Source organism: Terriglobus saanensis SP1PR4, assembly GCF_000179915.2.
In the GTDB taxonomy this organism is placed as follows: Bacteria; Acidobacteriota; Terriglobia; order Terriglobales; family Acidobacteriaceae; genus Terriglobus; species Terriglobus saanensis.
The window spans coordinates 688,962-701,397 of the sequence record NC_014963.1 but is presented as its reverse complement, the minus strand read 5'-3'; the positions used below and the strand labels follow the sequence as shown (position 1 = coordinate 701,397).

At 57.2% G+C, this 12,436-nt stretch carries 11 protein-coding genes; 6 read left to right on the top strand and 5 right to left on the bottom strand.

Going from position 1 to position 12,436, the window contains the following annotated elements:
- Positions 1–36 precede the first annotated feature (36 nt).
- Genes ACIPR4_RS02875 through ACIPR4_RS02865 form a run of 3 tightly spaced genes read left to right on the top strand, consistent with a single transcriptional unit; the run spans position 37 to position 3,547 of the window.
- Complete coding sequence (locus ACIPR4_RS02875; RefSeq protein ID WP_013567147.1) at positions 37–1,095, top strand: hypothetical protein; 1,059 nt, start codon at positions 37–39, stop codon at positions 1,093–1,095.
- A 2-nt stretch (positions 1,096–1,097) separates the two neighbouring features.
- Positions 1,098–2,405 (top strand): glycosyltransferase, encoded by a 1,308-nt coding sequence (locus ACIPR4_RS02870; protein WP_245536547.1) that lies wholly within the window; start codon positions 1,098–1,100, stop codon positions 2,403–2,405.
- Positions 2,402–3,547 carry a glycosyltransferase gene (locus ACIPR4_RS02865; RefSeq protein WP_013567145.1) on the top strand — a complete coding sequence of 382 codons (1,146 nt, stop codon included), beginning with the start codon at positions 2,402–2,404 and terminating at the stop codon, positions 3,545–3,547. The genes ACIPR4_RS02870 and ACIPR4_RS02865 overlap by 4 nt, the downstream gene beginning before the upstream one ends.
- A 12-nt stretch (positions 3,548–3,559) precedes the next feature.
- Here ACIPR4_RS02865 and ACIPR4_RS02860 read toward each other — a convergent pair whose 3' ends face one another.
- The gene (locus tag ACIPR4_RS02860) at positions 3,560–4,627 is read right to left on the bottom strand and encodes a sigma 54-interacting transcriptional regulator (protein ID WP_281047481.1); all 1,068 of its coding nucleotides are present in this window, start codon (positions 4,625–4,627) and stop codon (positions 3,560–3,562) included.
- 508 nt (positions 4,628–5,135) lie between these two features.
- Here ACIPR4_RS02860 and ACIPR4_RS02855 point away from each other — a divergent pair.
- Both ACIPR4_RS02855 and ACIPR4_RS02850 read left to right on the top strand, forming a co-directional pair.
- The gene (locus ACIPR4_RS02855; RefSeq protein ID WP_013567143.1) at positions 5,136–6,536 is read left to right on the top strand and encodes a sigma-54 interaction domain-containing protein; all 1,401 of its coding nucleotides are present in this window, start codon (positions 5,136–5,138) and stop codon (positions 6,534–6,536) included.
- 8 nt (positions 6,537–6,544) lie between these two features.
- Positions 6,545–7,045, top strand: coding sequence for a DUF6982 domain-containing protein (locus ACIPR4_RS02850; RefSeq protein WP_013567142.1), 501 nt, complete (start codon positions 6,545–6,547; stop codon positions 7,043–7,045).
- Positions 7,046–7,080: 35 nt separating this feature from the next.
- Here the strand turns inward: ACIPR4_RS02850 and ACIPR4_RS02845 are convergent, their stop codons facing one another.
- On the bottom strand, positions 7,081–8,031 hold the full coding sequence (locus ACIPR4_RS02845; RefSeq protein WP_013567141.1) for an SDR family oxidoreductase: 951 nt from the start codon (positions 8,029–8,031) through the stop codon (positions 7,081–7,083).
- A 101-nt stretch (positions 8,032–8,132) separates the two neighbouring features.
- Between ACIPR4_RS02845 and ACIPR4_RS02840 the strand changes: the two genes are divergently transcribed.
- Positions 8,133–9,014 (top strand): glycosyltransferase family 2 protein, encoded by an 882-nt coding sequence (locus ACIPR4_RS02840; protein WP_013567140.1) that lies wholly within the window; start codon positions 8,133–8,135, stop codon positions 9,012–9,014.
- A gap of 165 nt (positions 9,015–9,179) precedes the next feature.
- On the opposite strand, the gene ACIPR4_RS21380 is transcribed toward ACIPR4_RS02840, so the two are convergent.
- The 3 genes from ACIPR4_RS21380 to ACIPR4_RS23440 all read right to left on the bottom strand — a co-directional run bounded on the left by ACIPR4_RS21380 (position 9,180) and on the right by ACIPR4_RS23440 (position 12,404).
- Positions 9,180–10,181: a choice-of-anchor A family protein gene (locus tag ACIPR4_RS21380; RefSeq protein ID WP_187290239.1), complete on the bottom strand. Its 1,002-nt coding sequence runs from the start codon at positions 10,179–10,181 to the stop codon at positions 9,180–9,182.
- Positions 10,182–10,327: 146 nt separating this feature from the next.
- Positions 10,328–11,830, bottom strand: a complete 1,503-nt coding sequence (locus ACIPR4_RS02830) for a hypothetical protein (protein ID WP_013567138.1) — start codon at positions 11,828–11,830, stop codon at positions 10,328–10,330.
- A 286-nt stretch (positions 11,831–12,116) separates the two neighbouring features.
- Positions 12,117–12,404, bottom strand: coding sequence for a helix-turn-helix domain-containing protein (locus ACIPR4_RS23440; protein WP_013567136.1), 288 nt, complete (start codon positions 12,402–12,404; stop codon positions 12,117–12,119).
- Positions 12,405–12,436: the final 32 nt, after the last annotated feature.

The window sequence follows — 12,436 nt, the reverse complement described above, 5'->3', positions numbered from 1 at the left end:
GACCAGAATCTATTACCTTTGCGAAAGAAAGATCCGATGGCCTTCAAGAACTTCGACCTGTGGCTCCCTGCTTACCTGAAGAACCGCGCTGCCCACTTCGCGCATCCAGGCAAGCCCGAGCGCCTGTGGGTGACCATCGCGGACCACTACGAACCGTGCGGCGGTAACGCCTCCACGGAGATTGCAACGGCCCGCGTCCGCGCGTGGCAGGAGCGTTGGCCGGAGATCGCCGCAGCGGCTCCGAAGGATGTGAATGGGAACCAACCTTGCTATACCTTCTTCTATCCGCAGGAGGAGTATCGCAGTGAGGTACTGGAAGCGATTGCGGAGATCGTGAGGACAGGCGTAGCGGATGTGGACGTGCACATTCATCACGACCACGAGACGAACGACGGCTTTCGCCAGAAGATCACGGAGTTTTGCAAACGTCTCCATGAAGATCACGGGCTGCTGAGGACGCGCGAAGGCCGTCTCGTCTTTGGCTTCATCCACGGCAACTGGGCGCTGGATAATTCGCGTCCCGACGGCCGCTGGTGCGGCGTCAAGGGAGAGCTACAGGCACTGCTAAATCTGGGCTGCTATGCGGATTTCACCATGCCCTCTCTGCCTTCCCCGACGCAGTCGCGTGTGGTGAACCAGATTTATTGGACAACGGGTGATCCTGCGTTGCCGCGTGGTTTTGACAAGGGCATACCCGCGACGCGCGGCGGTGGAACGAAGGACGGGCTGCTGATGATTCCGGGACCACTCGGTGTGCGCTATCGCGATCGCCTGGTTCCGCGTATGGAGACGGGCGAGCTCGCGGTCTACGATCCGCCGACACCCTATCGCGTAAAGCGATGGCTTGATCTTGCGCCACGCATCGGTGGCAATGTTTTTCTGAAGCTTTATGCGCATGGCGCACGCGAGGACAACGCCGGAGCTTTGCTTGGAACCGATGGGAAGCCGGGAACTCTGGCTCCGATGTTTCGTTGGATCGACGAAGCAGCCAGGGAGCGCAACCTCGAAATCCGTTGGGTGAGTGCCTATGGCATGTTCGACGCGGTCGACCGCGTCACCCGTGGCGTGGCGCAGGGTGCCGAGGTGCCAGCTTGAAGGTGCTGCTCATCACGTTTTCTTTTCCGCCGATCGGTGGCGTTGGCGTTCTGCGAGCTTTGAGCCTGGCGCACTATCTCCCGTTGCATGGAATTGAGGTCACCGTTCTTACGGCGAAGAACGCGCCCGCGGTAAGTGTCGATCCGCTCCTCCTGCAGCAGCTTCCCGCTGGGGTCGATGTGCAGCGTACGTGGACACTGGATCTCCCCTTTCGCCTGCGGAAGGCGGTGAAGAAGTTTGTGTCGAAGCGAGGCGCGGCTGCGCCTGTTGCGATGCCGACACCGAGCGCGAAGAAACAACCACTGCTGCGGCGTCTGATTGCAGACCTGCTCTTGCCTGACCCGCAGATTGGGTGGCTTCCCTTCGCTTTTCCACGTGCAGTGAAGCTGATCCGCGCGCGCAAAATCGATCTCGTTTTGATCACCGTGCCGCCGTTCTCATGCGCGCGCTTGGTGACGAAGCTGCGGCACCGCTTCCCTGCTCTGCCCATTGTGATCGACTTTCGCGATGAGTGGTTGACCTCGACGATCAACCTCGTCAGCTTCAATCGCAGCGAGCGCGCGAGGCACGTTGCGCAGACGGTCGAGTCCGAGGCCGTTCGCGATGCAACCGCCGTGGTGGCCGTAACGCGTGCTGCACAACGAGAGCTGCGGGAGCGCTACCCCAACCAGAGCGCGGAGAAGTTTTACTGTGTTCCCAATGGATTTCAGAGCGAGCCACCAGTCGCATCGCGCGTGACTCCCATCGAAGAAAACGGCCGCGTGATCGTGACGTTTCTCGGTTCGGTGTATGGCTCGACCGATCCATCGACCTTCGTTGCCGCCGTTCATTCGATGCCCGCTGCGTTGCGCGCCCGCATCCTCTTTCGGTTCATAGGGCATGTGGAAACTGCAGCTTCGCGCGCCAGCCTTCTTTCGCTTGGTGAGACAGTGGAACTCAAGGGCTTTATGCCACAGGCCGAAGCCCTCCGCGCCATCGACGACACGACGTACCTGCTGCTGATCTCGCACGATCCCATCAACGTCTCGGCCAAGCTGTACGACTACCTCGGCGGAGCGAAGCCGATTCTTGCTGCCGTGAAGCCCGAGGGCGATGTGCGGCGACTCCTGGAAGAGACGCGCACGGGATGGTGGGCCGACTCGGAAGATGTCCCGGCGATGACCCAGCTATTTGTGGATGCGGTCGAGAATGCGCCACGGCTGGCGGATACCTTCCAGCCCGATCTGAAAGCGATCGCGGGTTTTCATCGTGCGCCGCTGGCGGAAAAGTATGCGGAGCTTCTGCATTCGCTGGCAGGAGGGAACCGATGAAGGTCGCCGTTGTAACGCAATACTTTCCGACCTCGCTGCAGCCCTGGGCGGGACACTCCGCGTATCAGACGCTGCGGCTGCTGGCAAAGAGCTGCGATCTGAAGGTGTTTTATCCCGAGGTTCATTACCTGGCGGGAAAAGGCTCGCCGCGCATCGATCCCGCATATCAGCCGTCTGATGTCCGCGTGGAGTACATCCCCTATCCCGCCCTTCCACTCGTCACACGGCCCTTGAACGGATGGTCGGCTTCGGGCAGGCTTCTTCCGCATGTCCGGCGTTTTGATCCTGACATCGTTCTGAATTACGTCGCCTATCCAGACGGGTTCGCTGCGGTGCGCATCGGCCATATTCTGCATAAGCCGGTGGTTCTTACAGCCATTGGATCCGACTTGAACCGGATGAGCGACCCTCTCTGCGCTGCTTTGACCAGGAAGACGTTGCGCGAGGCGGAGTTCACCGTGACGGTGAGCGGAGACCTGCTGCAAACCGCACGGAGGCTGGGCGCTTCGCCCGCGGCAAGTGCGGCGATTCTCAACGGATGCGATACGGAGATCTTCCGTCCGCAAGCACTGGATGCCGCCCGTGAAGCCCTCGGCCTGCCCATGAGCGCAAAGATTGTGACGTACGTGGGCCGCTACGATCTCCGCAAGGGCTTGGGCGAACTGATTGAGGCTGCGGCGCGGGTAAAGGAACAGACGCCTGAGCTTCGCTGCTATCTCGTGGGGGACGGCCCGGATAAAGTCGTTTTGCAGGCATCCATCGAGAAACATAACGCCGGTGACTGGATCACCCTCGTGCCGCCGCAGCCGACCGGGGAAGTCGCGCGGTGGATGGCGGCTTCCGATCTTGTGACCCTCCCGAGTTACAAAGAGGGCTGCCCCAATGTCGTGATCGAAGCGCTTTGCGCTGGCCGTCCAGTCGTCGCAACGAATGTGGGAGGCATTCCCGAGCTGATGGATGCTACGAGCGGTCGCCTGGTACCGCCCATGGATGTTCCGGCGTTGGCGGCTGCCCTGCAACAGACGCTGGAGATTCGCTGGAACGCCGAAGACATCGCCTCACGGCATACCAGGAGCTGGCAGGACGTCGCAACAGACGTACTGCATGTGCTCGAACAGACTCTGAGAGACTTCCGGCCCTAGCTGCGCAAGATTTTAAGCGCGGACGGGGAGTTGAATCGTCGTTTCCAGAAGAGAGGGCTTGAGACGCCTCATTTCGACGGGTGCGGGTCGAACAACATTCTGGAGACCTTCCGCATGCCCTTCTGCAGTCTCTGGATGATTGATTCCTACCTCGGCAAGCTTATAAAGCAGCGAACGATAGCTGATCTGAAGCCATTTGGCGGTCTTCTGGCGGTTCCAACTATTCGCCTGCAAGACTTTCAGGATGATCTGGCGTTCGAGGTCCTTGGTTGCGCTCTTCGTGATCTGCTTGAGAGAGAGCGGCTTGGTCACGTCAATCTCCGCCGAAACCTTGTCCCGTCCGGTACCGCTAGGAGCCAGCTCCTGCACGACCAGGCTCTCATCCCCGATGACCGTATAGCTGCGCATCAGATTATCGAGTTGCCGGATATTTCCTGGCCAATCGTAGGCCAGCATGAGCTGAAGCAGATCTTTGGAGATGGTTCGCGGCGTCACATGGAACTCATTCGCATGCTTTTGCGCGAAGTACTCTACGAGGCGTGGAAGGTCGACTTTGCGCTGGCGGAGGCTGGGCAGGCTGATCGTCACTGCGTTGATGCGATAGAGGAGCTCAAGCCGGAAGCTTCCCTCGGCGACCTGCCGTCCGAGATCGCCGTTGGCGATGGAGATGATGTGGGTGAAAATTCCCAGGGTTTCGTGGCCACCTACCCGGGTAAAGGTGCCGTCCTCCAGAAGCTGGAGGATCTTTCCCTGCACAGTCAGGTCAAGGCTTCCGACCTCGTCGAGCACCAGGGTTCCCTTGTGGGCCTGCTCGACGCGTCCGCGCTTTTCTGAAAGAGCGCCATTAAATGCACCTCGCTCATAGCCAAAGAGCTCGGTTTCAATGAGAGCGTTCGGTATGACCGGACAGCTCACCTTCACATAGGGATGCTTCGCTCTGGGTGAAAGAGCGTGAATCAACTGGGCACAGAGTTCTTTCCCCGTTCCACTTTCGCCTTGAAGCAGTACCGCGACATCCGTTGCTGCGATCAACTCGATGCGTTTGCGGATATCCTGCATAACGCTCGTGCTCCCGAACATTACGTCCATGGGAGGAAATACGGGGGATCTCTGTGCGACACGCAGTTGAGGATCCCTGGAAGATTCGCTTGTCATGCCCTGCCTGCGCCTGGATTGGATTCCGATGTAATCCATTGCACCTTGACGGCCAATCGCAAGTTGCCTGTTTTCCACTTAATTTCTGGGTTCTGAACAAAAGTAACCAAAAAGTCACTATTTTTGGGTATAAATGTTCCACCTTCTGGGGATGGGTGGAAAACATTTCGCCCTATAGTCTAAAGATCCGCAATCGCCTGCAAGTTAGGCGAAAAACAGTTCATTTTTGGCATCATAATAGAATCAGCTTTGCCGTCTATGGCATACAAGTGCACCATTTTGCATTGAGAAATGTATCAAAAAGAATATGATGTGCCTGCAGCAGCCCAGATAGACGCGCCGTATTGTAAATATGCCGCGACTCCCTGGCATGAAACGGCAAAGCGTTGAGCAACAATGGAATGCATTTATCCTTTCGAGTTTTTGGAGTCTGATGTCTTCCCTCAAGTCGCACGAGAGCAAATCGGAGCTGGGCCAACCAGAGGTGTTCGTTCTCGAGCAGAACCTGCCTTTGCTGAAATACATGAACACCATTCTGGGGAAGCGCTACGCTGTGCGGATGTTCTCCGACCAGGCCGAGTTCCTCGCAGAGATTGAGCGCGGCAGCGGACCCGATGTAGCTCTGCTTCCCTGGATCAGCAAAGAGCAGTCCATGGGACTTGTTTCCCAGGTGATCGCCTCCAAGGCGGCTGTCATCCTCTCGACTTCGAGCTCCGATGTAAACGATATCGGTCAGATTGCCGCCGCCGGCGTACGCGAGATCGTCCGTCGCCCTTTTTCGGCTTTGGAGCTGCACGAGGCCATCGACCGCCAGATCGCGGAGATCGATTCGCCTGACACGAAGAATGAGGTGGTGGTCACTCCTCTTGGAGACAATACTTCCTTCGTGCGGTCGGGCAAGCGCATGCGCGATATCGAGACGCAGGCCAGGCTCGTGGCCCGTTCGGATATCCCTGTCCTGATTCTGGGAGAAAGCGGCACCGGCAAGGAAGTTCTGGCCAAGTACACACATGCCATGTCCTTCCGAAGCGACAAGATCTTTCTGAAGGTAAACTGCGCAGCCATGCCCGCAGATCTTCTGGAGAGCGAGCTCTTCGGTTACGAGCAGGGAGCTTTCACCGGCGCTCTGAAAACGAAGCCCGGCAAATTCGAGATCGCCAATGGCGGGACGATCTTCCTGGATGAAATCGGAGAGATGCCCGCAATTTTGCAGGCGAAGCTGCTGCACGTACTCCAGGACGGCACCTTCTCCCGTCTGGGCAGCCGCGCTCCCATGAAAGCGGATGTTCGCGTCGTCGCTGCGACCAATATCGATATGAAGGCGGCGATGGCCGCGAAGACCTTCCGAGAAGATCTTTACTATCGCCTCAACGGCTTTTCGTTCACGCTGCCTCCACTTCGGGAGCGTCCGGAGGAGATTGCTACCTTTACGAACTTCTTCATGCAGAAGGGTTCGGACAAGTATGGTCGCGATCCGCTGCCGATCTCTCCCGCGCTGATGGCTGCTCTGACCCGCTACACCTGGCCGGGTAATCTGCGCGAGCTGGAAAATGTGATGAACCGGTATTTGATTATCGGAGACGAAGAGTCCATCCTCGCCGATATCGTTACACGCATGCCTGCGGCCGCACCTACCAACGGAGCCGCCGATCCGGGTGGAGATGTTGGCTTGAAGCAGCTTGTCAAGAGCTTGAAGGGTGACGCCGAGGCATCTGCGATTGCGTTAGCCCTGGAAGAGACGAAGTGGAACCGCAAAGCCGCTGCTCACAAGATGCAGATCAGCTACAAGGCTCTGCTTTACAAAATCAAACAATACGATCTGGCACGCAGGTAACTCGAATTATGCCAAAGGACACTTCCATCGCTGCCGACACAAAAGTAGTCATTCGTTACGCCGACTCGATTATTAAAGGGCACTTCGACAGTAGCCATTGGAACCAGACCGCAGGGTCCTCCTTCTTTTCTCCGCATTCAGAAGAGCGGATGATGACGATCACGCGGGACGGCTCCACCACACCCGAGGACGTCTCCATTCAGGATGCCAAGGGCATCTTCTTTGTGAACAGCTTTGAGGGAAACAGGGACCACGACGATATCCGCTTCCATGACGGCGAGCCGATGGGGTGCCTCTGGGTCCAGATTACCTTTACCGATGGAGAGGTCCTGGAAGGAATGACGGAAAACTCCATGGGAATCCTTGAAGAAAAGGGCTTTTACTTGAAGCCCACGGATCCGACAGGAAACAACTGGCTGGTTTTCGTGATGCGCCACCAGATCCGCGAGTTCCACATCCTTGGCCTGCACAAAGCCAGCAGCCCGGGTTCTATTTCGCCCTGCCGCTAGCCCTTGTGCGATGGTTGTCTGTACGACCTTTGTCTCTAGACTGCGGCGACCGTTTGCGTGCGGTACCAGGCGATCGTCTCCTCCAGACCAGCGGCGAAATCCGCAACCACTCCATATCCGAGTTCCTTCCGCGCAAGCGAGATGTCCGCGACGGAGTGCTTGATGTCGCCTACCCGCTCGGGCTTGAAGTCCAGGTCTCCGGCATATCCCGTGATGCGGCGTACCTCTTCGTAGGCTTCGAGCAACGTGACCGACGTCCCGGTAGCCACGTTGAAGACCTTGCCCGCAACGTGCGAGCCCGACTTTGCGGCCAGCAGGTTCGCGCTCACCACGTTGTCGATGTAGGTAAAGTCACGGCTCGTAGAACCGTCGCCAAAGATGGTGGGTTTGGTGCCCGCAAGCATCTGCGAGATAAAACGGGCGAGTACCCCCGAGTACTGCGACGTGGGATCCTGGCGCGGTCCAAAGATATTGAAGTAGCGCAGGGAGACCGTCTCCAAGCCATACATTTTGGCGTAGCTCGTCAGGTAATATTCGCCCGTCAGCTTCTGCACGGCGTATGCGGAGAGCGGTGCGGGCGCCATATCCTCCCGCTTGGGTAGCTCCGGCGAGTCGCCATAAGCGGCAGACGATGCAGCGTAGACGACGCGCTTTACGCCAGCCTGTCGCGCGGCTTCCAGAACCTGCAGCGTTCCGATCAGATTGGGTCCGTTCGTTCCTACGGGATCGGCCACCGATACCGGAACAGAGGGAATGGCGGCCTCGTGAAAGACGTAGTCCACGCCCTTGCATGCGTCCGCAACTGCTACGGCATCCTGCACATCACCGTGGCGAAAATCGATTCCATTGCGAATCTGCTCGATATTTTCGAGTTTCCCGGTACTCAAATTGTCCAGCCCGCGAACTTCCGCGCCTTCAGCGAGCAGAGCTCGTGCGATGCTGGAACCAATGAATCCAGCCACTCCCGTAATCAAAACCTTAGACATTGTCTCTTCGCTCTTTCCTGTTAAAAGCTACAGGAAAGAGCAAGCGGGGAGTATCGTTTTCCATTGGCGCAGGTCACCAAAGGCACCCCCTGGAGGAACGGTTGTCGATTGACGTCGTCATTCCCGCATATAACGCCGAAGCCTTTCTCGCCAAGGCGTTGGACAGCGTTCTCGCACAGACTGTGCGACCGCACCAGATCCTGGTGGTAGACGATGGATCGACGGACGCGACGCTCAGCGTTGTGGAGAAGTACGGGGCCGCCGTGCGTCTTCTCACGCAGAAAAACGCCGGTCCATCCGTGGCGCGGAACCGTGGTGTCGCGGAATCGCAAAGCACCTTCATCGCCTTTCTGGATGCGGACGACTGGTGGCATCCCACAAAACTGGCCGAGCAGCTGGCGGAGATGGAGAAAGACCCGCACTATGTTCTTTGCTATACGGGCCTGACCGAAGAACACCCGGATGGAACACAGACCTTCCCGGACGTGGCGAAGCCGTCCACGATTCTTGAGAGGCTGCGTTTCTTGAACCCCGCCATTACGCCGTCCTGCGTGATGCTTCGGAGGAGCGCTTATGAGTCTGTGGGTGGTTTCAATCCGGAAGCCAATGGATGTGAGGATTGGGAGCTTTGGGTTCGCCTGCGGCAGCTTGGCACGTTCTGCGCCGTCGAGGCACCGCTGACGAACTATCGCGTCAGCAATACCGGGGTGAGCTCCAATGCGGATGTCCTTTTTCGCGACTTTCTCAGGATTCTTGATCCCGCACTGCTCGCTGGCTTGAGCGGTTGGAACCGGCGCGTGTGGAGAAGGCGTATTCTGGGCTTCCAAAACTTCAAGTCGGCGCTCACGGCGCGAGCTGCGGGGGAGACGCAAAAAGAGGTTCGGTATCTTCGGAATTCTTATCTTGCCTGGCCTTCGCCGTTCTGGCCGCCACGCCGTTTTAAGGTCCTGTTGGGGACGTTGAGGAATGACTTCCGAGATTAGTTTTTTCGCTTTTATTTCGGAATTTAGCTGTACTTGGCTAGTGAATCCAAGACGCTTTATGTTTTCCTGACAGATCCGGTTTGTGCGCTCTGCGCGACCCCACCCTTTCGCGATGAGGCCGCGAAAGAATGGGGCACAAACGACGGCGAAGGAAGACGGTAGAGGCTAGACCTTGCGTACGCGACGACGAACGGTCGCTGCTACGCCGAGCAGGCCGGTGCCTAGTAACGCGAGCGTGGAAGGCTCCGGGGTAGGTGTGGGTGTAAGCGGGTCGCCGATGAATTCGCCGTTGTGTACTTCACCGGTCGATCCGATCTGGGCGGCGATGAAGTTTCCGCTCATTTGGGCGGAACCAGAGAGGATGGCATAGGGCGCGAGGACGGAGGCGTTGAACTGGCCGTTGATCTGTACCGTGTTCGCCTGGGCGAAGTTGAAGAGAATGCGATCGTCCGTCTCGTCGTCTCCGCTGTGCTGGACGCCGTTGTAATAGAGACCCGTGCCGAGGGTCACGTTCACGCCCAGTACGTTCACGACGATCGTCGAGCCGAGGGGCGCTTCGATGTCGATGTTGTTGTTTGTGCTGGCAAACTCTGCGGCGGTGATGGTGAAGACATTCAGCGTTGTGCTCGTGCCCTGCAGGACGAGCCACGAAGGATTCGCACCTGTGCCCAGGGCAACCGTGCCGTTTGGAGCCAGACCAAAGAGAGCATTCGATTCGGCGACGAGGCTGGTCTTCAGCGCGGCAAAATCGATTCCCGAGCCGCCTGTGGTGACACGATGTCCGCCGCCATTGAAGTTGATGTTTCCGTCCGTCCCGGGAGCGTAGACGTTTCCATGACTGTTCACGTTGAACTGTGCACCGCTACTGAATCCGTTCGTCGAGACGATGTCATACTTCGCCGATGCTCCGTAAGGGTCCGAGCCAAGATTGCTGCCTACTGTGGTGCCGTGGAGCACCTTGTCCGCTGCCGCGATACGACCGGTAATATCGGCTTGCGTATTGATCGTGCCTGCTACCGCAGCACCTTTGGTATTCACACCGCCGAGCGCCACGAGACTGTAGGCGCTTGCCGCGCCAAACGGATTCACGGAATCGGCACGAGCCGCCACAGATACGAACGGCAGACCAAGGAGAGAAAGAAGAAAACAATGTTTCAGGTTACGCATGCCTTCGGTATGGCACTTCATGCGCCAAACGAAAATTTGCACTTTCCTCAATTTCACGAGGGAAAATGCACCTCCTTGCAGAAGACTGGGCAAGTTTTTCCTACTCGCCCACGCTTTTACTACTTTTCCATAAGCGTTATCGCACGCTATTCGTGTGCAGACTGCAAGTCAAAGATGGCTGTCGTGACTTCTCCTTCTTTGAATCTGGCAATGGGGGCGTCGCAGAAAAGGTCCTGCAGATGGGGTGAATCCGGGCCGGCCTGGCTGGGCTCACTTGCCTGGAAGCATTGCGGCATCGGCGCGGAGCTTGTTGCGATGTAGTAGCGAACGCCGCGAAGGCGCAGCGCACCACGCAAGCTTCCCTGCCGACGTAAGGACTCCAGGTAGGAGAGGTCCATCATGAGGCCTTCTGTTTGCACGAGAGGATGCCGCATGAGAAAGCCAACACTGCCAGCGCGATCTCCCATGGCGTATGTGCCTGGATGTGTCTGGGAAAACGTGGCCACACGCTGCCCGGCCTCGACCATCTCCGGCACATCTCCCGGTGCCCAGCGCGCGGTAAACAACTTCACCACGGAAATCACGACAAGCAAAACGATCATCGCAGGCTTCTGAGTAAGTCGAATGACCGGATCCCAACTAAAAATGAGTGCCAGGGCGACGCAAAGAGAGAGGCGAAACGGGTAGAAGTACCACATCCAGAGCATCCAGTCGCTCAGGCAGGAGAGCATCAGGATGTACGCAAAAGGCCATATCAGAACGGCGGAGTAGACCACCTTCTCCGTATCCGACAGCTTGCGGAAGCATTTGAAGAGAAGTGGAAACGCCAGGACGATCGGCAGAAAGCTTCCATAGTGGCGCACCGGACCGGCGAGAAAGCTGTGCCAGACCTGTCGCGATGGGAAGTGATGCCAGCGCATCTGCTTCGCCATCCCGGAGACGGGCATCCAGGTATGGAAGAGAATTCGATTCGAAGCAAAATACAGACCGAGCGGAATCAGGCCGAGAAGGACCCCAACGACATGCGGACGCCGGATCCGAGACCGCAGGCGCGGTTGCAGAAGAAGTCCTGCCAGCAGAAGTAGTACCAGCAGAACCGTATCGAGCCGAGAGAGAACCAGGCAGGTGAGTACGCATCCCAGACCGAACGCGTGATAAAACCGGTGGCGATCCGGGTCGGCGCTAACGCAAAGCGCAAGAAAAAAAAGTCCGATCGGAATGGTGAGAATCACCTCCATGCCCGTAAAAAACATTGGCATGGAAAACGCGGCGACCAATGCCGCGAGGGTGCTCGCTACCAGCGGAGAAACACCCGTCCGTCGAAGAATGATCCGTGCTGCAAAATAGGTCGCAAGGATGGCCGCAAAGACCATCAGTGCAATAAATGGAAAGAACGATGACTGGCCGAAGAGTGCGCAAACCAAAGTCAAAAGTAGGAGCCACAAAGGATGGTAGCCATTCGTGGCGACCAGACCGTTGAACGTAGAGCCATGACCGGTCGCCAGGTTTTGAGCGACCTTCAAATAGTAAAAGCAGTCGTCCTGGACGAAGACATGCCAGGCAAGTCCGCTATGAAAAGGTGTCCATGCCGCATAACAAGCGGCTATGGCGATCCAAAAGTAAAGACTACGGAGCCCGACAACCCCCATGTATCTCCTATCGATATTCTGGGGCAATATCGATCTCTGGAATGCCCGCGTGCCTGGACTGTCTAACCTGGAGCGAGCGTTCGATTACAGCAGAGCAAGAACAACAAGTAACATGGCAGCCACCCAGATAAACATAAAATGTACCGTGAGATGCGGGCTCGACAGCCATGCAGACCAAAGAGATCGGCCGGTAAGTGGACGGTACGTTGCTATGCTGGTTTCGCTCAAGTTTTTCATCTTCGATCCTCGGTAATGCATGCACCGCTTGTTGCGATAACAGGTGATCCTAGATACCGCGAAGAATGTCCGAAAGAGAAAGCTTGAATCCTAAAGCCATCACTTCCAGAGTCGGGAGAGAGATGCTCTTCCGCCCACACTCAACATCACTTATGAAACTGCGATCGATCCCAAACTGTTCCGCCATGGCTAACTGCGTGAGATTTCGCGATTGTCTGAGTTCCCTAAGACGTCTTCCAAATCGGCTGCTGATGTCGCGCGGAAGTGAGTAACTCTGGTTAACCGAGGCATCTTGCCCGTTTGTGTTCGAAGGAATTCCGACAGAAGAAAGATTCATAATTGACCTCGAAGAACAACCAATCCATGTTC

Excerpts from the sequence above, each read along its gene's own strand:
- ACIPR4_RS02875 (WP_013567147.1), top strand. The coding sequence starts at position 37 with ATGGCCTTCAAGAACTTCGACCTGTGGCTCCCTGCTTACCTGAAGAAC.
- ACIPR4_RS02865 (WP_013567145.1), top strand. The coding sequence starts at position 2,402 with ATGAAGGTCGCCGTTGTAACGCAATACTTTCCGACCTCGCTGCAGCCC.
- ACIPR4_RS02860 (WP_281047481.1), bottom strand. The coding sequence starts at position 4,627 with ATGTTCGGGAGCACGAGCGTTATGCAGGATATCCGCAAACGCATCGAG.
- ACIPR4_RS02855 (WP_013567143.1), top strand. The coding sequence starts at position 5,136 with ATGTCTTCCCTCAAGTCGCACGAGAGCAAATCGGAGCTGGGCCAACCA.
- ACIPR4_RS02850 (WP_013567142.1), top strand. The coding sequence starts at position 6,545 with ATGCCAAAGGACACTTCCATCGCTGCCGACACAAAAGTAGTCATTCGT.
- ACIPR4_RS02845 (WP_013567141.1), bottom strand. The coding sequence starts at position 8,031 with ATGTCTAAGGTTTTGATTACGGGAGTGGCTGGATTCATTGGTTCCAGC.
- ACIPR4_RS21380 (WP_187290239.1), bottom strand. The coding sequence starts at position 10,181 with ATGCGTAACCTGAAACATTGTTTTCTTCTTTCTCTCCTTGGTCTGCCG.
- ACIPR4_RS02830 (WP_013567138.1), bottom strand. The coding sequence starts at position 11,830 with ATGGGGGTTGTCGGGCTCCGTAGTCTTTACTTTTGGATCGCCATAGCC.
- ACIPR4_RS23440 (WP_013567136.1), bottom strand. The coding sequence starts at position 12,404 with ATGAATCTTTCTTCTGTCGGAATTCCTTCGAACACAAACGGGCAAGAT.